Raw genomic sequence first — 21,846 nt, 5'->3', positions numbered from 1 at the left:
CTTCTTATTTTACTTTCCTTTTTTCAGCTCTTTCTCGTGCCTTTTTAATATATGGTTCTGCATCTGGAGTTTTGCATGACGTTGCACCATGATCAACTTCTACTTTTCCAATTTCACGTGCACTTTCAATTGCTTGTTGCTCTAAAGCTTCATTTCGAATCCCTATTGCAATTAATGCACTATTCATTGCTTCTCTTTTTCTGTTTTTTTCATTATGTATATGAACTTTAATCCCCTCTAAATACGGTAAGAAGAAGTCATTGTCTAACGTTTTATTTTTTATTGCAATATTCGCTAATAATGACCAACCAGCTCTTCCAATCCATTCATCATCAGACTTTGTCCATTCTTCCATTCTTTCTATCGCGATTGGCGACGTACATATAGCTGTCATAAGAACGTCCATTAAACAATAATAATCAACATCCTGAACCCACCTATTTAGCTGTTCTGATGTTAGTTTCTTCGGATCTAAAATCATTGTCGCTAAAGTCATTGCATCCATATTTTTTGTTTCCCATAATGAAATTGCTAAATCATGATCTTTTTTTATCTTCTTTTTTAACAATTTTAAATTCGCAAAACTAACTCCAAATAACGGCTCTTTCGCTCCGTGGTTTCTATACGTCTTACGAGTTTGTTCTGTCCCATACTCTTCTAGTTGCTGCATTACTTCTTCAAGTAACATATGCCCACCTCTTTTATGTTTTATGTTGACGTCATATATGTATGTACGATATATTCTACATTATTTTTTGGTTTTCCTATATTTATTTTTTAAATACGGTATGTGAAATTTTTATTGATGTTCTTTAAAACAAAAAACATCCTCTTCTTTATTTTTCACACGGTTGTTCATTGACACTTTGTATACAATATTCCACTAGCGCATGCAACGGATTTATTATGTTCCTTCCTATTATATTTTCTACCCTTGTAGCAGCGTCTACCATTGATAATTGTGCTACTGAAAGCATTTCGTTTCTATCTTTCATAATTTCATATAAATACTGTTCTAATTTAGCATCATGCTCTTCTTTACGACCTTGCATAATTAACTCAAATATCCCCTCTATCACTTCTACTTTTACCTGTATGGATTTATTATTCTGCTGAGCGTATAGTTTTAAACGTTCCATCGTTCCTGAAACAGTACGGTTATTTGTAAATAGTATGGTCTGTGACTCTTCAACCTGACAAATCATTTTAAAGAATGGCTCATCAATTTTCAATATAGGTATGTCTATTTTAAAATTCTCATCTAATAACGTGATATAATCTGTACAAGTTATTAAAAGTGTATCTATATCACTTTCAGCTATATACTTTATAATATCTTTTAAATTATTTCGTGCTTGTTCTCGTTCTATTTTTAGTCTGTGTGATAAGATTGGATCTACAAAATGGAGTATTTCTATTTCAAAAGATTGCAACACTCGGTCAATGTATTCAATATTTGAATGATGAGCATGTAAACAAGCTAATTTTTTCATACTTATCCTCCCTTTCTAAAACAAAAAACATGAATGAACCATTTTACATGCAGTTCCATTCACTTAATTCTTGTTTCATTTTTTCAAACCTGCAAAACAGTAAAATCTTGCATACTTTTTAACAAACTTTTTTGCGCTTGTAAAAAAGTTTTTTTGCATTTCCCCCTCTAAAATTGCTAATATAGTAGAGTAGAACTTTTATAGAGAGTAGGAAAATTATGCACAATGGAATTCGGATGACAACTTTAGTGAAAAGGGCTCTGTTGATTTGCGCTGGGGTATTATTTACATACGAAGCTGCTTACGGATCAACACATATCGCTCTAGCAAGTACAGAGAATGAAGCGAAATCTGTTCAACTTGTAAGTGAAATTCAAACGTCCCTTGCACCAAAAGAAGCTCCAAAGCAATATAACGGGCAAGTTAGAAAAGTCGCTTACTTAACATTTGACGATGGTCCTGGAAAATACACAGCTGAACTTTTAGATATGTTAAAGAGTGAAAATGCAAAAGCAACATTCTTCCTAATTGGTTCAAACGTAAAAGCTTTCCCTGATCTTGTAAAACGTGAAGATGCTGAAGGCCACTATGTTGGGATGCACAGTATGACTCATAACTACAAGAAACTTTACACAGAAGGTCATTACGTTGATGAAATGAAAGAAGACCAAGGCTTAATCGCTGGAGTTCTAGGCAAATCACCAGTATTAACTCGTCCATCTTACGGCTCAATGCCAGGGTTAAATGAAGCTCTTCGAAACAAAGTTGTTGAGAATGGTTTAAAAGTATGGGATTGGACAATTGATTCATTAGACTGGAAATACAACAAAATGCCAGTTGACGCTGCTTCAGCTAAAATCGTAGAAAACGTTCTAGCTGGTGCTACAAATCCAACAGAAGTTATCCTTATGCACGATATTCATCCACAATCAGTTAAAGCAGTACCTGGAATTATTAAAGGACTGAAAGAAAGAGGATATGAATTAGAAGCCTACCATGAGAACGAACACTTCCCATTAAACTTCTGGCATGATAATCGTATTTAATAAAAAAGACTTGATTTCCTCTAGTAGGTTATCAAGTCTTTTTATTATCGTTTTGGGAATTTCCTTTGTTGCTCTTCAATAGAACGAATAATATTCTCCCTATCATCTTGAGTTATACCGATAGAAAATTCGTACTCTTCTTCCTTACACCATGCGGGGTTAAGTTCCAGCGATAAGCGAATAACAATGTTAAACTCCCCTGATTTTTCCCCCATAAATTCAAACGCTAAATTCGGCTCGATGAAATCTAGTTCGTTATATGTAGGGTTTGGTAATGATTGAAACCATTTTATCATGTACTGTAAGTCGGATGTTTGTAAAAAAGGATCCATCGTTTCAAAAACTTTATTTTCTTCTGATAGTTTCGCTTTTACTCTTAACCAATTTCTATCACACTCTTCTTTTGCATCTTTATATTGGTAATTTACAACCTCTAAATGTAATGATATTTTTTCGTTTTGAAAATTCATGACTATCCCCTTCTTTCTCGGAACCTTTTGTTTTATAAAGTTTTATTAATTGCGATACTTAAAATCATTATTTATACATGAAATAAATTTGATTTGCGATATAATCTGAACTAAAGTGAAGTCCATTCCTTATCCACCACATGATGATACCTACTAATGAAGCTGTTTTAATATCAACTGCAACATATTCGTCTGGTAAATCCTTTTTCGTATTCTCTCTTCTCGTTTCTATTAATTGCTTTAAAAATAAAAATAGTTGCTCCTCAAATTGATTCATTTTAAATAATATAAATAAATAATTTCGGTGGTTATATAAATAATCAAGCAATTGTATTAGCTTTTGTTTTTCTGATAAATCTTTTGCATGTATTAAATCAACAATTTTATTAGAAAGCTCATTTAAAATCTCATTAGTGATTTGGTCTAGTAAATCTTGAATGTCTTGATAATGTAAGTAAAATGTTGTTCGATTTAATCCTGCCGTTGTTGCTACTTTCTGAACTGTTAAGCTTGAAATACTAGGATTCTCACATAGGAGAGAAAAAACAGCATTTTTAAACATTTCTCTTGAACGTACTGTACGAGGATCTTCTTTTTTAGTTGTAGACATTTTGGAACTCCTTTATAGATTTTCTCTTTACTTACTCGACAGTGCACATCTTCTATGTCGAGTAGTGAACATTTTCAACAAAACTGTTCATGGTCAAAGAAAATTTATTTTGTTACCATTAATTTTATCGACACATTGTCGATAAATCAAGGTGACAACGAAGGAGTTTACGAATGCAAAAGGAAATATCTGAAAGAAATAAAAAAATTATATTAGTTGTCCTCATATCCGGCTGTTTTTTATCAACATTAAATCAGACTCTATTAAATGTGGCAATGAGTAATTTAATGGAAGTATTTGATGTTACGGCTGCTACAGTGCAATGGCTATCGACAGGATTTATGCTCATAAATGGTGTTCTCGTGCCAATTACTGCATTTTTAATGAAACGATTTACAACAAGGCAGCTATTTATTAGCTCGATGCTCTCTTTGTTTATTGGTACTGTTCTTTGTGCATGTGCCATGAATTTTGGCACTCTGTTAACAGGAAGAATGATTCAAGCAGTTGGAGCAGGAATTATTATGCCACTAATGATGACTGTTATTTTATATTTGTACCCTAGTGAAAAGCGTGGAAGCATTATGGGAACCATCGGTTTCGCCATAATTTTTGCGCCAGCCATCGCTCCAACATTATCTGGCTTTATCATTGAATATGTATCATGGAGATGGCTATTTATTGGATTAGCTCCATTTGTATGCATTGTTATTATTCTCGCACTTAAATATTTGATGAATGTTGCTGAGACAACAAATGCAAAATTAGATATCATAAGTGTCATTTTATCAACGATTGGCTTTGGTTGTGTTATATTCGGATTTAGTAGTGCAGGAAGCAAAGGATGGGATCATCCAGTTGTTATTACTACAATTATCATCGGAATAATCGTTACAACTCTATTCTGTTTACGTCAAATAAAGTCTAGCGATCCACTATTAAATTTATCCGTATTTAAATATAAAATTTTCACCCTTACATCAGTCATTAACGTACTCATTACGATGATTATGTATGCAGATTTAATTCTTTTACCGATTTACTTGCAAAATGGACGAGGTTTTACTGCATTTGAATCAGGTTTACTTCTATTACCTGGAGCTGTGATTAATGCCTTCTTATCACCTATCACAGGGAAAATGTTTGATAAGTACGGCGCAAAACCACTATTCATTACTGGATTAATATGTATCATTATTTCGATGTGGGGTGTAATTGGTTTGACCGAATCCACAGCTTATATGTATTTAATGGTTCGTACCATTATTCTACGAATTGGATTAAGTTTCATTTCGATGCCTTTAAATACAGCAGGCTTAAATGCTTTACCAAGAGAACTGGGTTCACATGGTTCAGCAGTAAATAATACAATTCGCCAATTAGCAGGTGCTATTGGAACAGCAGTCATTATCACTGTGTATACTATTCAATCCACTGCACATACTTTGCAGTTATCTAGTGAGAACGGAAGCGTATCAGCTATGCAAGTAACGAAATTAGCTTCTATCTTCAGCTCAAGTGATGCCTACGTATTTATGTTAGTCTTATCCTTTATAGCTTTGATTATTGCATGTTTTATGCCTAAAAAAGTAGCAATCCAAAAATCCGAAAGTATATCTTAAAACAAAAAACCCTACTCGTTTTCTATACGAGTAGGGTTTTTTATTATTTATTTCGTTTCCTCGACTTCAGTCGTCTTCACCTTCGCTTTACTTTTATCACGATTGTTATAGTTATATTTAGAACGATCTACTGGTGTAAATCCTTCTGGTGTGTAGAATCGTAATAAGTCACCGTTAACAACTTGATCGGAGTATTTTAGTGATTTTTGAACCATTTGTTCATTTTGTTTTATTTCATCTGTAAATTCTACAGGTTTCCCAGTCGCTGTATCATAGTATTTGCCGTTAAGTGCAGTAACTGTTGGGCTTACGTAGTTACCGTTACGGAACGGAACGACTTGTTTATGCTCTGGTGATAATAAATCTGATCCGAATTGGACATAATTTTTCGTATCTGTACCTAGTAAGTGTAATAACGTTGGAAGAACGTCAATTTCTCCGCCGTACTGATGTTGTACGCCGCCTTCCATTCCTGGTACGCGAATGATTAAAGGTACACGTTGTAATTGAGCATTTTCAAATGAGTTCATTTCTTTACCCATTATTTGAGACATTGCTGCGCTATGATTATCTGAAATACCGTAATGGTCACCGTACATAACGATAATTGAGTTATCGTATAAACCAGATTGTTTCAAGTAATCAATGAATCCTTTCACAGACTCATCTAAATAGCGTGCTGTTTGGAAGTACGTATCTACTGATGAATCACCTGTTTTAGCTGGTTCAATCGTTGCTTCCGCTTTATCAATAGGATAAGGGAAATGGTTCGATAACGTAATGAACTTCGTATAGAACGGTTGTTTTAACGTTTGTAATAACGGAATCGATTCATTAAAGAACGGTTTATCTTTTAAACCATAGTTTACTACATCTTTTTCGTTCATGTCATAGTATGACGCATCAAAGAATTTATTAAAACCAAATGATTTATAAATTTCATCACGGTTCCAAAACGTTTTGTAGTTCCCGTGGAACACTGCTGATGTATATCCTTGTTGACCTAAAATAGCTGGTGCTGATTGATATGTGTTATTAGCTTTATTTGTAAAAACAGATCCTTGCGGTAATCCAAACATTGAGTTCTCTAACATGAACTCAGCATCAGATGTTTTACCCTGTCCTGTTTGATGGAAGAAGTTATCAAAGTATAACGTATTCGCATCTTTTGTAAATGAGTTTAAGAACGGTGTAACTTCTTGACCATTTAATTTGTAGTTTAGTAAAAAGTTTTGGAATGACTCTAAATGAATATAAATTACGTTCATTCCTTTTCCTTTACCAAAATACTCAGGATTTGGACTTGCATACGTTGATGAAAGATAGTTTCTAACTTCTGTCATATTATCTCCATCAGCTAATGCTCGTTCGGTTGATGCTTTCGCACTTTGAATACCGTCATAAATCGTAAAGTTGTACGCCCCTAAATATTTCACGATATAATTGCGGTCAAACGTTCTAGTTAGCAATTCAGGACGGTCAGATTCTGCAAGACCTAAGTTAACGCTAAAGAATAAAATACCTGCTACGAATACTAGAGATAATTTATGCTTCGCAACACGGATTGGTTTAGGATTTACAAATTTCGTTGCGACTAAAACAATTAGAATGATCGTATCTAAGAAATATAGTGGATCATATAAGTGTAGCAATGCAAAAATACTACCACCTAAATCCCCAAAGTTATTCGTTTGTGTTAATGTCGGGAACGTAATAAAGTCACTGAAAAAGCGATAATATACTACGTTTGCGTATAAAAGTATAGACATTAACAAATTAATAACAATTAACCAAATGTAAGCTCGTTTCCCTTTTGCAAATAATGCTAGACCTAAAAATAGAACTGCTGAGCTTAACGGGTTGAAAAACAGTAAGAATTTTTGGATTGTGTTCGATATCCCTAAATTAAATTCTGTCACATATGCTGCATATGTTTTTAACCAAAGTAAAATAACGGCAAATACGAAAAATCCAAAATGATTACTTAATACTCGTTTACTCTTTAATAAAAATTGTTGCATCTCTCCACCTCTTTTGATCATCCAAGGCTTATTTTGTATAAGTCTGTCTCTCTATTCAATTTTTCTTCTTCAAATAGATTTTATTTGTTTAACTATATGAAGAATATTAGTAATTATAATTTGTAACTTTTATTTATTCAACTATTTCTTTCTAAACATTTTGACCTTGGTTTCTATTTAACAAAATAAATTTGTAACATTTCCTGTTTTCTCCCAAGGCTCATCCACTAATTATGACTCCACAAACTATAATCCTTTATTTCCTCATTTGCAAACTAATCTATCTCCAATTTTGGAACATATTTCACATAAGAAAAAGTGTAGTTTGAAATAATTGCTCAAACTACACTTTTTCTACAAACTTATCCTTTATAACTAATTTCTCCAGTTTCAACTAATTCCTTTAGCCCCATAAACATTAAATTCCATCCATGCTCAGAACCATCATGATAGTCTTTAAGTGCTTTTTCAACATCGGATTTTGTCCAATTCTCCTCATGCGGAACGATAATATTTTGTGAAAATATCATTTCAGATCCTTGTTGTTTCTCCATTATTTCAACTGTAATTGTATCTTCTAATTCACCAAACTGTGGCATTTTAAATGTAAATGCTAATTTTTTAGGACGATTCATTTCAATATATTCCCCAATTGCTCGATAATCTTTTCCATTACGATGGTCGACAATTTCCCAGCTTCCGCCTACCTCAGGAGTATTTTTTGTTATTTTATTCGTCCCTTCCAACGTAAAAAACCATTTCTTCATCATATCAGGGTTTATACATGCTTCAAAAATTTCTTCTGGTGCAACATCAAAATCCCTTACCATCGTTAATGTTATTTTTGAATAATTATTCATTTTAGCCCACCTTTATTTAAATGCGAAGATTGTATTTCTTTTCAACAAAACCCCCGCTCTCATAAAGAAAGCGAGGGTTTTCACTATTTATTATTGACCTTTGTACATTGCATCTACTTGTTTTTGAAGTTCTTCATTTTCTAAGAACTCATCGTAAGTAGCCTCTTTATCGATTACACCGTTTGGCGTTACTTCGATAATGCGGTTTGCAATTGTTTGTACGAACTGATGGTCATGAGATGTGAATAACATTGTACCTTTAAATGCGATTAGACCGTTGTTTAATGCAGTGATAGACTCAAGATCTAAATGGTTCGTTGGATCGTCAAGTGTGATTACGTTCGCACCACTTAACATCATTTTAGATAGCATACAACGAACTTTTTCGCCTCCAGATAATACAGAAACGTTCTTCTTAACTTCTTCACCTGAGAATAACATACGGCCTAAGAAACCACGTAAGAAGCTTTCTGACTCATCTTGTGGAGAGAATTGGCGTAACCAATCAACTAAGTTGGAGTCACTGTTCTCAAAGTATTTAGAGTTATCTCTTGGGAAGTAAGATTGAGATGTTGTAACGCCCCATTTAAATGAACCGCTATCTGGCTCCATTTCACCCATAAGGATTTTAAATAATGTTGTCATCGCAATATCGTTACGACCGATAAATGCAACTTTATCACCTTTATTTAAAGTGAAGTACACATTATCTAACACTTTTTCACCATCAATTGTTTTAGAAAGACCTTCAACAGTTAACAAGTCATTTCCTATTTCTCGCTCAGGTGTAAAGCCAACGAATGGATAACGACGTGATGATGGTCTAATATCATCTAATGTAATTTTATCTAATAATTTTTTACGAGAAGTTGCTTGTTTCGCTTTAGATGCGTTTGAGCTAAAGCGTGCAATGAAGTTTTGTAACTCTTTTACTTTCTCTTCTTTTTTCTTATTAGCATCTTGTGTTAATTTTAAAGCTAATTGGCTTGACTCATACCAGAAGTCATAGTTACCAACATAAAGTTGAATTTTACCGAAATCAAGATCAGCCATGTGCGTACAAACTTTATTTAAGAAGTGACGGTCATGGGATACAACGATTACTGTATTTTCAAAGTTCATTAAGAAGTTTTCTAACCATTGAATCGCTTTTAAGTCCAAGTGGTTGGTAGGCTCATCTAGTAATAGAATGTCAGGTTTACCAAATAATGCTTGAGCAAGTAATACTTTTACTTTCTCTGCCCCAGTTAATTCTGACAATTTCTTATCATGAACATCTTCACCAATACCTAAACCTTTAAGAAGGATTGCAGCTTCTGATTCTGCTTCCCAACCGTTAAGCTCAGCGAACTCACCTTCAAGTTCAGCAGCACGCATACCATCTTCATCACTAAAGTCTTCTTTCATGTAAATGGCATTTTTCTCTTGCATTACTTTATAAAGTTGCGTGTGACCCATAATTACTGTTTCTAATACTGGGAACTCTTCATATTCGAAGTGGTTCTGTTTTAATACTGCTAGACGCTCACCTGGCGTAATATGTATATCACCTGTTGATTGTTCGATTTCTCCAGATAAAATCTTTAGAAATGTTGATTTACCCGCACCGTTTGCTCCGATTAAACCGTAGCAGTTACCTGGCGTGAATTTTATGTTAACATCTTCAAACAATTTGCGATCCGCGAAACGCAAACTAACGTTACTTACTGTAATCATTTGTGTCCTCCTACTAATACCGCTTATTTCAGCGTTTTCTCACCGATTGTCTTAAAAAATCGCATATTACGACTCAATTATTGTAGACTATAGCTATTATATAGTAGAAGATGGATGAATAGCAACGGTTGATTGCTATTCATCTCTTTTCATCCATGAATAAAATCCTTATTTTTAACGAAACAAGATTGTACAGAAATAAAATAAACTTTAAGAAGGATTTTTTTGAAGAAAACATTAATAATTGGTGCGTTATGTATATCTTTAGCTTCTTTAACTGCCTGCGGTGGTAATAACAATGCAAAAACACCTACTGAATCAAAACAAGAAAAAAAGAAACGAAAGTAACAGTAAATTCAATCATCTCTGAATTTAAGAGTGCTGGTCTACAAACAGAAAATCCAACTGGACTTCCAGAAAAAGAATTTGGTAATCTTCGAAAAGAAGGAAAACGTATTATCGTGCCTGCGCTCGGTGAAGATAAAGGCGATAGATTATTCGAAATTACAAAGAAAGACGACTTAGAGAAAGTTAAGAAAGATTACGATGAATTAGGAAACTCATCTCCTCTGTTCTTCTCTCATACATACGAAAAAGGTAACGTCCTTTTACAGATGAATGGCGATATGAAAGACGAAGAATTTGCAAAATATAAAGATGTGCTGGACAAGTTTATTAAATAAAGAATCCCCCTCTTTAAAGGGGGATTCTTTTATTTTCTATTACTTAATTTCTTTGTATAATTCTTCATTTTACTCGTTAACCCTATTAAAGCAGGTAACAATATTGGCATCACGATTAAAGCTAATAGTAAAAGTGCAACACCAACAACGGATGCTACTTGTATAAGTGTCAATACTCCTGAAGGGACTAATGCTGCAAATGTTCCACCTAAAATAAGTGCTGCTGATAATACGACTCCTCCTATGTGACGAGATGCATTTACAATTTTCGTTACTGAATCCCCTTCTAGCTCATTGTATCGCATCATTACAAAAATACTATAATCCACTCCTAAAGCGACAATCATAATAAAGCTAAAGAATGGAACATTCCAGCTTAATGACCCTACGTTTAATAAGTGTGCACTAATTTGTTCACTAATACCAAGTGATGCAAAGTACGCTAATATTAATGATCCAATAATAAAGATTGTGTTTAAGAATGAACGAGTAATAACGATTAATACAATCGCAATTCCAATTAACATAATTGTAGCAGTACGTAAGAAATCCTGCCCGGTTACTTCTTTTAAATCAACGTTTCTAGCTGTTGTCCCGCCGATCGCTTTTTTTGCTGATTTTAATTCTGTACCATTTAACGTACCGTCTATCGTTTTATTAATTTCTTGAATGATTGGCATCGCTTCTTTTGAATACGGATTTACGTCTAAAATGATTGTCATTTTAGCAATCTTTCTATCATGTGACATGTACGTATTCAATGCTTTTTGGAAATCTTCTCCCTCTAAAACTTCTTTTGGAATATAAAATTTCTCAGAGCTTTTTGATTCATTAAGTTCGCCTAAATATTTCTGAGCATCCCCTAGGCCGTTACTTACTTTTCCAAGCCCTTCTGTACTTTTAGATAATCCTGATTGTAATTGCCCCATCTGTTCTTGCAGGTCTTTCAGTCCAGTTAATAACTGTCCTTGCCCCTCGTTTATTTTCGTTAATCCGGATTGTAACTCAGCTGATTTGTTCGCAATTTGTTTTGAACCTGTAGCCCCTTCGTTTAATCCGTTTTTCAGTCCAGTAGTTCCTTTTTGTAACTCGTTAACGCCATTATTCATTTCTTTTAAACCATTATCGACTTTCAATAACGATTGATTCGCTTCTTTAAATGAATTCATCGCTGCTTTATGCTGCACCGCCAATTGATTTAATTCTTTTGAAAATCCAGTTAATTGTTTTTGAGCTTCTTTAGCAATTCCTAACGTTTGCTGTATGTTCGGATCATTTGCTAATTCTGGTTTCGTTTGAATGAAATTAGTCATTAACATTTCAATTTGTTCATAACCTTTTTTCGCGCCATCAATCGCTTGAGAAATACTTCCGAAATATTGATCGTAAGAACTTAAACCTTTTTCTAACTGTGCATAACCAGCATGAAGCTGTGAAGTTGCATTTGATAATACACTTATATTTTCGTTTACTGAAGCTAAACCACTCTCGATTTGCTGCGCTCCTTTTGCACCGTCGTTTATGCCATTCGATAATTGATTTAAAGCAGTTCCTAATGCTGATACACCGTTTTTCGCCTCGTTCGTTCCATCAATTAACTTTTGAACATTTGCGAGACTATTTGAATCATTACTACCCATTTTATCTTTCGCATCCGTTAATCCATCATTGATTTCTTTTATGCCACCATTGGCATCTCCTAATCCTGTATTCAGTTCTCCCGCTTGTTTATTTATATATAATTCTTTTATCTTATCACCGGTTGGACGCGTCGGTGAATATACCTCTGAAACTCCTTTAACTTTCGAAATTTTATCAGTTAGTTCATCTAAAGTTTGTAGAGAAGTCGCCTCATCTAACTTGTTATTCGATTGAATGACTAACGTACTTGGTGAAGAAAAACCAGGAGGAAAATGATCTTCTATTACGTTAATCCCCATCTTTGATTCATACTTATTATCTACTTCAAATAAATCATTGTAATTAAGTATGTTAGAGTATTTTAATACGAAAGGAATCGATATCACGAATACAATGATTAAAGCGACAAATGGCCTTGCTACTGAATTTTTCGCAAGAAATCCCCATAAGCGACTATCCTCATGACCTTTAAATGTTTTAACTGGATAAAACATTCCTTTTCCTAAAAGCACCATAAAAAATGGATTTAACGTAGTTAATACGAGTAGTAATACTGCGACACCAATTGCTACTGCTGAAGTAGATTGATATAATTTAAAACTCGCTAAAGCAAGAGATGCAAAGCCAATTAGTACTGCTATCCCGCTATATAAAACGGTTTTACCTGCCGATTTAAACGTTTCTTTCGTAGCCAAAAATGCATTTTCTTGTTTACTTAATTCTTCTTTAAATCTTGTATATAATAAAATGTTATAGTCTGTTCCCACTCCAAACAGGACGACTACTACAAACACTTGCGTAAAGTTTGAAAACGGAAAATTAAATTGATCTACAAGATGGGCAATAATCCCCATTGAAATTAAATACGAAACACCAACTGTAAGAAGAGAAATAATCGGAACAACTGGTGAACGGAATACAATGATTAATACTACAAGAATGAAAATGATTGAAATAACTTCTGTCTTTTTCACGCCCTCTTGAGAGGATGTAAGAAAATCACCCGCTATTAAATCACTTCCTGTTAAGTACGTTGTAACTCCTTTCGTTTGTACTTTTTTATGAAGATTATTTGCAACTTTTGATATTTTACCATGTTTTTTATCTACCGATATTTGCGTTAAAACAGTCGTATTATCTTTCGAAATTAATTGTTTTTCCAGGTCTTTATTATCTAAATGTGAAACTACTTCTTTAATTCCTAATTGCTCTTTTTCATTTTGCAGGGCATTGATCGTTTTCGTTATTTCCGCTTTTTGCTCATTTGTTAAAGCCTTCTTACTTCCACTATTAAAGACAGCTATAATTTCATACTTTTCAGCCCCTTCTTTATCCATCTCTTTTATCATCTTGTCAGCAATACTGCTTTGTTCTGTACTAGGGATTGTGATTTGCCCTTTTTCCTTCACTAACTGATCCATATTAGGCATCGTTACGACCATTGCAATAGTAATAACTATCCATAATAGGAAAGATAAACTTCTCCAACTTTTTAGCTTGCTCATTTGAATCATCTCCTGTTATTAGAGTTTCATGGTGCATAGAGAATGAATATTCATTCCTTATTTTTGAAAATATCATTTAGGAATGAACGTTCATTCCTATTATCCTATTAAATTATTTTTCAATTCTATCAAACCACTACCTACGGAATGAATATTCATTCCTTTAATTGTGCAGATATATCATCTCCTGTAATCATTTTTATATTTATTTAGGAATGAATGTTCATTCCTGTCCTTATAAAGCTATAGAATCAAATGATTCTAATAGCATTCCAAGAGCTTTCTTCCAATTCTTTTACTAATTCTTTTGAGTATTCTAATTGCCCTGTCGCCATTACTTTAGTTAATTTTTCTAACGGTTGATATACAATAATAATTAAAGCAACTGGAGGCAATGGACGGAGAAAACCTTTTGCGATTCCATCTTCTATAATATTCATAAAGAAGCCTATAAAATCGTCAAATATTTTGTTACTCTGTTCATCAAGAAAATAACTATCACAGTGAGAATTTGTAAAAAGAAAAGCATCCACATTGTTTCTCGCAAATTCAAATAAACGGTTATAAATATGACTAAACTGTTCACGAATATTTGCTTCAACAGGAAAATCAGTTTTTAGTATTTCAGATAATTGCAACATGCTTTTTGAAAATAGTGAGTTAACGAGTGCCTCTTTATTTTCAAAATAGCGATAAATAGTACCAGCGCCGACATTTGCTTTTTCAGCGATCATCGGAATTGTCGTACCATCGTAACCACGCTCTGCGAAAAGTTTTATAGCAGCATCAAAAATATCCTCTTGCTTATTTTTAGCCATTTTTCTCACCTCAATTTTCAGGAATGAAAATTCATTCCGTTTTTAATTATAAATTACATGGATTAAAAGTCAAGTGTGTGAATAAGCTCATATGGCATTTATCCAAAAAATACACTCAATTAGGTTATTAATACATTTTTTGCGTTATCCCTTCAAAAAATTTCTTTGTATCATCATGACTTAAAACCCTCAATACATCTTGTATCTTAAAAAATTGAACTTGACTTATTTCATTATCTTTTGGATGTAAATCTATTCTGTCACCTATATATTCTACATAAAACATAGTAGTTTCTTGCTCTTCATAGCCAATTTTCATTTTGAGTTCTTCAGGAAAGCCAAAGCAAATTTTATCTTCAAATTGCTTAATAACTTTAAACTTTGTAGATCCAGTTTCTTCTTCTAGCTCTCTCAAAATAGCACTCTCTAAATCATTATCTGTATGTTTCACTCCACCTTTAGGAAAATCCCATTCCCCCTTTGACATAGCATTTTCTCCATCTATGTCGCTAATTTTCACCTTATGTACCAATAAAAATTCACTGTGTTGGAATACGACCGCACCTACAGCTTGCCTAATCATTCTATTTTTCCTCCTAAAATAATGATTTCACTCTATTAATAGAAAAGTACTATAATATAAAGTTTATCATTATAGTACTTTGTTACTCATACATAGCACATGACATTAATTAAAAGAAATCATAAATAAACGGCTTACGCACTGGAACTAAATTCTCAAATGCACGTATCTCCTCATCACTTCCGCTAATTAATTCTAATTCATTTAGTTCTAACGGACGTTTGTAGCCAAACATTATTGTAGATAGTGCGTTTATATCCAGCTCAATTCCTCTGTCTTTTGTTTCTTCCTTTATAATTGTTATTTCATGATTTGCAAGCCTCACTGATAGGTTATTCCACGGTGCAAATGAATCTGTAATATGTAAAATTACTTCTTGCTCTTCGTTGTTCCAGTTCCATTCATATTGTTTGAAAAACTGTTCTACATCTACAATTCTTCCCATGAAATATGGAGTTACTTCTGCTTTTACTCGTGGTTCTTGTAATGTGTAAAGAAGTGGTTCTGTCTCACTTAGTATCATTTCTAGATCTTTAATCATAGAATCATGTTGGCAGATGAAGTTCCAAAGACCAATTCTTGCTTCATTATGTAACGGAACAAATTCTTCTACTGTCATTTTATTATTTTCTATTTTATATAGCATGTAACCAGCTGCATTTTTATTTTCATCATAGTAAACTGCTAACGTTAAATCATCATAGACTGATTGTAGCCACCATTTTTCGCTGCGAACTAACATGCCTGAAAAACGTTCAGCAAATGATTCATATATTTTCTCTACTTCTTCTATATGGTTTTCTTTGTTGAATCGTTTTATAGTTCCATTCACTTGTTTTTTCATAATTAAATCGCTCTTTGTCATATGGCTTACGAGGCGATTCGCACAAAGTTCCCATCCATATTTACGGTAAAATGACACTGCAAATGGATGTAACATCGATACTGTATATCCATCTTTTTTCATCGTTTGAAGTGAATGCTGAAGTAGCTCTTTTACATAACCGCTTCTTCTATACTCAGGATACGTTGCTACCCCTGCAACGCCACCCATTTTAAACTTTTCTTTTCCTATGTAAATATGAAAAGGAATTAAGTGCAACTTTGCAGCTAACTCTTCTCCTTCCATAATACCGTATATTTGATGGCTTTCCTTCATTCTTGCAATTTTCTGCTCTATCCATTCTTCATTTGCTTTATATTGAAAAGCATATTCTGATAAACGTAATGCTTCTCTAAACTTTTCTTCTTTTAATTGTATAACGTTCATATATTTCTCCTCCATTCCTCGTTTGAATTATATCATAATTCAAACTATTAAAGTTCGGTAAGTGAAATTACGAGGATGTTTCAACAAAAGACATCGATTTAGAAACAATCTAACATAAAGGCTCTTTTCAACTGCTTTCTGAATATTAAACGCCTTGCGTTCTCTTGGGTTTGCGAAGCTAAGAGGTACCCTTGAAAGTGATGAAACTTATGACAACGGCAACATTACGGGCATAAAAAAACCAGTTGATTGAGAGAAACTGGTTCAATAAAGGTTTTATATTGGATATTCATTCAACCAAATTAAGGCTTGTTCATAATCATCGAAAAATTTTACGGATTCTTTTGTATTGGATTGTTGTAAATAATTCATTATTTCCCCTTCTTCAAGGAGAAACGCAATTGCCTTACTGTGATTCAAAATGGTTTCATTGAAGAACTTATCTTTCCATGCTTTTTGAACAGAAAAATGATCTGGCGTGTATCCTTTTCTATCCACCAACAATTTGTATTTCCGACCCTCGGAAATGAATTGCTGACAAACCTGCTCGAAGCCATTAAACCATTCATAAACATCAGCTGTATTAATCTTACCAATTAGATGGGTAACAATTAAATCCCCTGAAACTGTTGTGCTGATATTCTGTTTACTCAACTTGGAATCATCTCCCTTAGTTACAATTATGCGTAAAAATCTCATAAAATCAATAAGGATAAAATTCTTACGCAATAAAGCAACATTATTTACGAAAAAAGCCAACATAAAAAAGCAGATACATTACATATCTGCTTCTCATCACTTTATTTAGCTAACGTTTGTAGTTCTTCAAAAAATGTAGGATATGATACACCTACCGCTTCTGCATCTTCAATTGTTGTTTCTCCCTCAGCAATACAGCCGGCAATCGCAAGCATCATGCCAATGCGATGATCTCCGTGACTATTTACTGCACTACCTTTTAAAGCTGATTTGCCGTATATAATCATTCCGTCATCAGTTGCTTCAATGCGGGCTCCGAGTTTCGTTAATTCCGCAACGACTGTATCAATACGGTTCGTTTCTTTTACTTTTAACTCGTGTGCATCTTTAATAACTGTAATGCCTTCTGCTTGTGTTGCCGCTAAAGCGATAACAGGAATTTCATCGATTAATCTTGGGATAATATCTCCGCCAATTTCAATTCCTTTTAATGAAGATGTTTCGATCGTAATGTTTGCAGCTGGTTCTGATGATCCTTCGTTAATTGGCACTACAGTGAACATAGCACCCATTTTCTCTAAAACATCAATAATACCTGTACGTGTTGGGTTCATCCCTACATTTTGTAATACTAGTTTACTATTTGGAATGATTGCGCCTGCTACTAAGAAAAAGGCTGCTGATGATACGTCACCTGGCACTTGAACGTCTGTTGCTGTTAACTTTTGCCCACCTGCAAGTTTCACTGTTTTTCCTTCGCGAGTTACTTTAACTCCAAATGCTTCAAGCATTCTTTCCGTATGGTCGCGTGAAATATGTGGTTCTGTAACTGCTGTTACACCTTCTGCGCGAAGGCCTGCAAGTAAAATAGCTGACTTTACTTGTGCACTTGCTACAGGTGAAGTGTATTCAATTGCTTGTAAATCTCCGCCACGTATTGTTAGCGGTGTAAACGTTCCTTCTTCTCGGCCATCAATTTTTGCACCCATTTGCTTTAATGGATTTGTTACACGTTTCATCGGTCTTTTTGCGATGGACGCATCACCTTGTACGCAAGAGAAAAATGGTGTGTTAGCCAAAATCCCTGACATTAATCGGATCGTTGTACCAGAATTACCAACATCTAATACAGCTTTTGGCTCTTGCAAACCTTCTAATCCTTTTCCAATTACCGTAACTTCTTCTCCATTTTGCGTTATCTCTACTCCCATTTCTTTAAAACAGGAAATAGTACTTAAACAATCCGCACCAGGAAGAAATCCTTTAATTGTTGTTTTTCCCTCTGCAATTGCGCCAAACATGACAGCGCGATGGGAAATTGATTTATCTCCAGGGATTGTAATTGTGCCATTCAATCCGTTAGTTACTGTTTGTATTGTAGTTTCTTTCACGTTATCACCCTCTTTTTAAATTGTTTCATACGTTTGGTATTCTTCTTTTCCTAGCGCCAGCTTTGCCTTCATGCGATCTTCTTCTCTTTGGAAGCTAATTCTAAGTACCCCGAGCAATCCTTCGCGTGCTTCTAAAATTTGCAAGTTTGTAATGCTAATTTCCTCTTCTGCTAAAATACTCGTAATATGAGCTAAGGCCCCTACTTTATCTAAAACATCGACGTATAAGTCATGATAGGCAGGAATTGCACCTCTCTTTCGCACTGGTAAAGAATCACGGTATTCTTTTGCGTCAGCGAAATAGTTTTGTATTTCACCTGCATCTCCTTTAGAAACAGTCTTATATAACTCTTCCATTTCTGAGATCCATTCTTCTAATAGTTCCAATAAATGCCCGCGATTTTGCTTTACAATATCACTCCACATTTTCGGGCTACTTGATGCAATGCGTGTAATGTCTTTAAAACCACCAGCCGCTAGTTGATGAATAAGCGGATTATCACCAGCATGCTTCTCAACTTGTTTTACTAATCCTGCTGCGATAAGATGCGGAAAATGACTAACGATCCCTGTTACATAATCGTGTTCTTCTGTATTTAAAACGAGAAAATGTGATCCTGTTCCTTTTAACCATTCTTTCAACTCTTCTACTCGCTCATCTAATACATGATTCATCGGTGTTAAAATGTAAAATGCATTTTCAAATAAATGCGCCTTCGCACTTTCAACTCCTGTTTTGTGAGAACCTGCCATTGGATGTCCACCGATAAAAGCAACTTTCTTTGATAATAAAGCTTCCGCTTCATTCATGATTGTCCCTTTCGTACTTCCTACATCGGTAACAATAACATCTTCTCGTAAATGAAATGATGCAAGTTTGTGTAATAACTTTTTCGTTTCTTCAACTGGAGAGGCAAAGACGATTAAATGTGCCTCTTCACATGCACGCTGTAAATCTACTGCTACTTCATCTACTACATGTAATTCTTTCGCACGCTCTACTTGCTCTTTAAATATGTCATAGCCTGTTATCGTTACGTCGTGTTCTTTTTTAATTGCTAATGCGAGAGAACCTCCTATTAAACCTGTTCCAATTAATACTACCTTTTTACACATTTGCCTCATCTCGAGACTTACCTTTTTTATTTTCAAAGTGTTGTTTTAACACTGAAATCACTCCTTCATTTTGTTCCCTAGTTCCGATTGTAATACGGACACCATTTGGGAACGGACGAATAATAAATCCTGCGTGTGCACAAGCTTCATAAATCTCTCCCCCATTATCCACTGGTAAGAAGATGAAGTTTGTTTGCGACGGATAAAATGGAATTTCGTTTTCCTTACAAAAACTTTCGTATTGTTGTAATCCCTCTGTATTAACACGTACAATTTCTTCAATAAACTCTTCATCGTTAAAAGCAATCGTCGCTGCTTTTTGCGCTAATGAAGATACGTTAAATGGCAAACGTACGACATTTAATTTCTCGATTAACTCTTCCTGTCCAATCGCATAACCAACTCGGAAAGAAGCTAATCCGTACGCTTTAGAAAACGTTCTAAGTACAAGAATGTTGTTATGTTTTTCTAGAAGCGGTAATGTCTCAGGGAAATCTTTTGCTGTTACGTATTCATAGTACGCTTCATCAATGACAATTAACGTATTTTCACTAATGCTTTCAATGAATTGAGTCAATTTTCGCTCATTCACATATGTGCCTGTCGGGTTGTTCGGATTACAAATCCAAACTATTTTTGTATTGTTATCAACGGCTGACGAGATTTCGTCTAAGTCGTATACACCGTTATTTAAAGCAACTTCTTTCACTTCACAGCCTTCAATAATTGCATGATGACGGTACTGTGGGAATGTCGCGCCAGCCGTTACGATGTTATCTCCAGCTCGTAATGCTGCGCGACTTATTATTTGAATGACCTCATCTAAACCACTGCCGCAAAGTATTTGTTCCATTTGAACATTTAATTTGTCTGCGATTGTTTGACGGAGCGTTGTCGCACCTCCGTCAGGATATAAAGCATGTTCCAACCACGATTTTTGCAACTCTTCTAAAACTCGTGGTGAACAACCGAATGGATTTTCATTCGATGCTAATTTCACAAACGAATGATCTCCGTATACTTCTTTCATTTGCTCTGGGGATTTACCTGGTTTATATGGTTGTAATGATGATAGTTGATCTTTTACTTGCATGTTAAACCCACCTTTTTTTAAAATTCTTTTGCGTATTTGTTATGTTGTGTAATGTTTTGCTTTAATAATTCCATACGATCTTTTCCGAATTGTTCGACTAGTGCATCTGCAAGTTCCCATGCCACAACAGATTCAGCTACTACACCTGCTGCTGGTACTGCGCAACTATCAGATCTCTCAATACTCGCTTGGAATGCTTCTTTCGTATCAATATCTACGCTTGCTAACGGTTTATATAATGTAGGAATTGGCTTCATTACGCCTCTTATGACAATTGGCATTCCCGTTGTCATACCGCCTTCTAAACCGCCGGCATTGTTCGTTTTTCTCGTGTATCCTTTTTCTTCATCCCAAAGGATTTCATCGTGCACTTTACTTCCTGGTTGTCTTGCCGCTTCAAAACCAACACCAATTTCAGCACCTTTAAATGCATTAATACTCATAATAGCACCAGCAAGTTTTGCATCTAATTTACGATCGTAATGAACGTAGCTACCAACGCCAATTGGCATACCTTCTGCAATTACCTCAACAATACCACCGATTGAATCTCCGCTGCTTTTCGCATTATCGATTGCATCCATCATTTCTTGTTCTACTTCTTTATCTAAACATCGAACAGGTGAATTTTCAGTTATCGTTTTAATTTCTTCAATTGGTAAGTTTGAAATATGCTTCGCTTGCACTCCACCAATTTCAAGCACATGCCCTGCAATTTCCACACCTAACTCTTTCAAAATTTGTTTTGCAACTGCACCAGCAGCTACACGAACTGTCGTTTCTCTTGCAGATGAGCGCTCTAATACGTTTCTTATATCACGATGACCGTATTTAATAGCTCCGTTTAAATCTGCATGTCCTGGACGTGGTTTTGTAATTGTACGTTTCATTTCTTTACTTTCTTGCTCTGAAATCGGGTCTGCACCCATTACTTTCGTCCAATGTTTGAAATCATCATTTTTTACGATTAACGTAATTGGTGAGCCAAGTGTCATCCCGTGACGAACACCACTTACAATTTCAACAGTATCTGTTTCAATTTGCATGCGTCTTCCGCGCCCATGTCCTTTTTGTCTTCTTAATAATTCTTTATTAATATGTTCCGCTGTTAATGTTAAACCTGCCGGTACACCTTCTAAAATAACCGTTAACTGCGGACCATGTGATTCTCCAGCTGTAATGTATCTCATTTCTCTTGCCCCTTTACTA

General features: G+C 34.6%; 18 protein-coding genes and 1 pseudogene. 3 read left to right on the top strand and 16 right to left on the bottom strand.

Annotated features, from left to right (window positions below; genetic code table 11):
• Nucleotides 1-4: 4 nt before the first annotated feature.
• Both BAU23_RS10275 and BAU23_RS10270 read right to left on the bottom strand, forming a co-directional pair.
• Entirely contained in the window at nucleotides 5-688 is a 684-nt protein-coding gene (locus tag BAU23_RS10275) for a DNA alkylation repair protein (protein ID WP_071734338.1), read from the bottom strand.
• A gap of 148 nt (nucleotides 689-836) precedes the next feature.
• Nucleotides 837-1,493 (bottom strand): aspartate/glutamate racemase family protein, encoded by a 657-nt coding sequence (locus BAU23_RS10270; RefSeq protein WP_000731639.1) that lies wholly within the window; start codon nucleotides 1,491-1,493, stop codon nucleotides 837-839.
• 218 nt (nucleotides 1,494-1,711) lie between these two features.
• Here BAU23_RS10270 and BAU23_RS10265 point away from each other — a divergent pair, with 218 nt between their 5' ends.
• Nucleotides 1,712-2,539 (top strand): peptidoglycan-N-acetylglucosamine deacetylase, encoded by an 828-nt coding sequence (locus BAU23_RS10265; RefSeq protein ID WP_000551426.1) that lies wholly within the window; start codon nucleotides 1,712-1,714, stop codon nucleotides 2,537-2,539.
• A 44-nt stretch (nucleotides 2,540-2,583) separates the two neighbouring features.
• On the opposite strand, the gene BAU23_RS10260 is transcribed toward BAU23_RS10265, so the two are convergent.
• Nucleotides 2,584-3,009 carry a WapI family immunity protein gene (locus BAU23_RS10260; protein ID WP_001010971.1) on the bottom strand — a complete coding sequence of 142 codons (426 nt, stop codon included), beginning with the start codon at nucleotides 3,007-3,009 and terminating at the stop codon, nucleotides 2,584-2,586.
• A gap of 67 nt (nucleotides 3,010-3,076) precedes the next feature.
• Complete coding sequence (locus tag BAU23_RS10255) at nucleotides 3,077-3,619, bottom strand: TetR/AcrR family transcriptional regulator (RefSeq protein ID WP_000108279.1); 543 nt, start codon at nucleotides 3,617-3,619, stop codon at nucleotides 3,077-3,079.
• 173 nt (nucleotides 3,620-3,792) lie between these two features.
• Between BAU23_RS10255 and BAU23_RS10250 the strand changes: the two genes are divergently transcribed.
• Nucleotides 3,793-5,241, top strand: coding sequence for a DHA2 family efflux MFS transporter permease subunit (locus BAU23_RS10250; RefSeq protein ID WP_001168356.1), 1,449 nt, complete (start codon nucleotides 3,793-3,795; stop codon nucleotides 5,239-5,241).
• Nucleotides 5,242-5,288: 47 nt separating this feature from the next.
• Here the strand turns inward: BAU23_RS10250 and ltaS are convergent, their stop codons facing one another.
• The 3 genes from ltaS to BAU23_RS10235 all read right to left on the bottom strand — a co-directional run bounded on the left by ltaS (nucleotide 5,289) and on the right by BAU23_RS10235 (nucleotide 9,838).
• Nucleotides 5,289-7,262 (bottom strand): lipoteichoic acid synthase, encoded by a 1,974-nt coding sequence (ltaS, locus tag BAU23_RS10245; protein WP_001183887.1) that lies wholly within the window; start codon nucleotides 7,260-7,262, stop codon nucleotides 5,289-5,291.
• 362 nt (nucleotides 7,263-7,624) lie between these two features.
• Nucleotides 7,625-8,122 carry an SRPBCC family protein gene (locus BAU23_RS10240; RefSeq protein ID WP_071734336.1) on the bottom strand — a complete coding sequence of 166 codons (498 nt, stop codon included), beginning with the start codon at nucleotides 8,120-8,122 and terminating at the stop codon, nucleotides 7,625-7,627.
• Between the two features lie 90 nt (nucleotides 8,123-8,212).
• A complete protein-coding gene (locus tag BAU23_RS10235) occupies nucleotides 8,213-9,838 on the bottom strand; it encodes an ABC-F family ATP-binding cassette domain-containing protein (protein WP_000633871.1) in 1,626 nt (541 codons plus the stop codon).
• Nucleotides 9,839-10,096: 258 nt separating this feature from the next.
• Between BAU23_RS10235 and BAU23_RS10230 the strand changes: the two are divergent.
• Nucleotides 10,097-10,521 (top strand): annotated as a pseudogene (locus tag BAU23_RS10230) (stress protein).
• A 29-nt stretch (nucleotides 10,522-10,550) separates the two neighbouring features.
• Here BAU23_RS10230 and BAU23_RS10225 read toward each other — a convergent pair.
• The 9 genes from BAU23_RS10225 to aroC form a co-directional block, all read right to left on the bottom strand.
• Nucleotides 10,551-13,667: an MMPL family transporter gene (locus tag BAU23_RS10225; RefSeq protein WP_071734334.1), complete on the bottom strand. Its 3,117-nt coding sequence runs from the start codon at nucleotides 13,665-13,667 to the stop codon at nucleotides 10,551-10,553.
• A 251-nt stretch (nucleotides 13,668-13,918) separates the two neighbouring features.
• Nucleotides 13,919-14,485, bottom strand: coding sequence for a TetR/AcrR family transcriptional regulator (locus tag BAU23_RS10220; RefSeq protein ID WP_001107286.1), 567 nt, complete (start codon nucleotides 14,483-14,485; stop codon nucleotides 13,919-13,921).
• Nucleotides 14,486-14,612: 127 nt separating this feature from the next.
• Nucleotides 14,613-15,068, bottom strand: a complete 456-nt coding sequence (locus BAU23_RS10215) for an NUDIX domain-containing protein (RefSeq protein WP_000620967.1) — start codon at nucleotides 15,066-15,068, stop codon at nucleotides 14,613-14,615.
• Between the two features lie 109 nt (nucleotides 15,069-15,177).
• Nucleotides 15,178-16,338, bottom strand: coding sequence for a GNAT family N-acetyltransferase (locus BAU23_RS10210; RefSeq protein WP_016129723.1), 1,161 nt, complete (start codon nucleotides 16,336-16,338; stop codon nucleotides 15,178-15,180).
• A 276-nt stretch (nucleotides 16,339-16,614) separates the two neighbouring features.
• Nucleotides 16,615-17,100, bottom strand: coding sequence for a SpoIIAA family protein (locus BAU23_RS10205; protein WP_000879137.1), 486 nt, complete (start codon nucleotides 17,098-17,100; stop codon nucleotides 16,615-16,617).
• Between the two features lie 38 nt (nucleotides 17,101-17,138).
• Complete coding sequence (aroA, locus tag BAU23_RS10200) at nucleotides 17,139-18,428, bottom strand: 3-phosphoshikimate 1-carboxyvinyltransferase (RefSeq protein ID WP_016129724.1); 1,290 nt, start codon at nucleotides 18,426-18,428, stop codon at nucleotides 17,139-17,141.
• Nucleotides 18,429-18,443: 15 nt separating this feature from the next.
• Nucleotides 18,444-19,544, bottom strand: coding sequence for a prephenate dehydrogenase (gene tyrA / locus BAU23_RS10195; protein WP_000335160.1), 1,101 nt, complete (start codon nucleotides 19,542-19,544; stop codon nucleotides 18,444-18,446).
• On the bottom strand, nucleotides 19,537-20,637 hold the full coding sequence (hisC, locus tag BAU23_RS10190; RefSeq protein ID WP_001197265.1) for a histidinol-phosphate transaminase: 1,101 nt from the start codon (nucleotides 20,635-20,637) through the stop codon (nucleotides 19,537-19,539). The genes tyrA and hisC overlap by 8 nt, the downstream gene beginning before the upstream one ends.
• Nucleotides 20,638-20,654: 17 nt before the next feature.
• A complete protein-coding gene (aroC, locus tag BAU23_RS10185) occupies nucleotides 20,655-21,827 on the bottom strand; it encodes a chorismate synthase (protein ID WP_001269415.1) in 1,173 nt (390 codons plus the stop codon).
• Nucleotides 21,828-21,846 lie beyond the last annotated feature (19 nt).

The organism is Bacillus nitratireducens (assembly GCF_001884135.1).
Lineage (GTDB): Bacteria > Bacillota > Bacilli > Bacillales > Bacillaceae_G > Bacillus_A > Bacillus_A nitratireducens.
Note: the sequence above shows the minus strand (reverse complement) of the source record. Positions and strands in the feature narration are given on the sequence as shown.

Bases quoted from the DNA above. Each gene is read 5' to 3' on its own strand.
- BAU23_RS10275 (WP_071734338.1), bottom strand. From the start codon at position 688: ATGTTACTTGAAGAAGTAATGCAGCAACTAGAAGAGTATGGGACAGAA.
- BAU23_RS10270 (WP_000731639.1), bottom strand. From the start codon at position 1,493: ATGAAAAAATTAGCTTGTTTACATGCTCATCATTCAAATATTGAATAC.
- BAU23_RS10265 (WP_000551426.1), top strand. From the start codon at position 1,712: ATGCACAATGGAATTCGGATGACAACTTTAGTGAAAAGGGCTCTGTTG.
- BAU23_RS10260 (WP_001010971.1), bottom strand. From the start codon at position 3,009: ATGAATTTTCAAAACGAAAAAATATCATTACATTTAGAGGTTGTAAAT.
- BAU23_RS10255 (WP_000108279.1), bottom strand. From the start codon at position 3,619: ATGTCTACAACTAAAAAAGAAGATCCTCGTACAGTACGTTCAAGAGAA.
- BAU23_RS10250 (WP_001168356.1), top strand. From the start codon at position 3,793: ATGCAAAAGGAAATATCTGAAAGAAATAAAAAAATTATATTAGTTGTC.
- ltaS (WP_001183887.1), bottom strand. From the start codon at position 7,262: ATGCAACAATTTTTATTAAAGAGTAAACGAGTATTAAGTAATCATTTT.
- BAU23_RS10240 (WP_071734336.1), bottom strand. From the start codon at position 8,122: ATGAATAATTATTCAAAAATAACATTAACGATGGTAAGGGATTTTGAT.
- BAU23_RS10235 (WP_000633871.1), bottom strand. From the start codon at position 9,838: ATGATTACAGTAAGTAACGTTAGTTTGCGTTTCGCGGATCGCAAATTG.
- BAU23_RS10225 (WP_071734334.1), bottom strand. From the start codon at position 13,667: ATGAGCAAGCTAAAAAGTTGGAGAAGTTTATCTTTCCTATTATGGATA.
- BAU23_RS10220 (WP_001107286.1), bottom strand. From the start codon at position 14,485: ATGGCTAAAAATAAGCAAGAGGATATTTTTGATGCTGCTATAAAACTT.
- BAU23_RS10215 (WP_000620967.1), bottom strand. From the start codon at position 15,068: ATGATTAGGCAAGCTGTAGGTGCGGTCGTATTCCAACACAGTGAATTT.
- BAU23_RS10210 (WP_016129723.1), bottom strand. From the start codon at position 16,338: ATGAACGTTATACAATTAAAAGAAGAAAAGTTTAGAGAAGCATTACGT.
- BAU23_RS10205 (WP_000879137.1), bottom strand. From the start codon at position 17,100: ATGTTGGCTTTTTTCGTAAATAATGTTGCTTTATTGCGTAAGAATTTT.
- tyrA (WP_000335160.1), bottom strand. From the start codon at position 19,544: ATGTGTAAAAAGGTAGTATTAATTGGAACAGGTTTAATAGGAGGTTCT.
- hisC (WP_001197265.1), bottom strand. From the start codon at position 20,637: ATGCAAGTAAAAGATCAACTATCATCATTACAACCATATAAACCAGGT.
- aroC (WP_001269415.1), bottom strand. From the start codon at position 21,827: ATGAGATACATTACAGCTGGAGAATCACATGGTCCGCAGTTAACGGTT.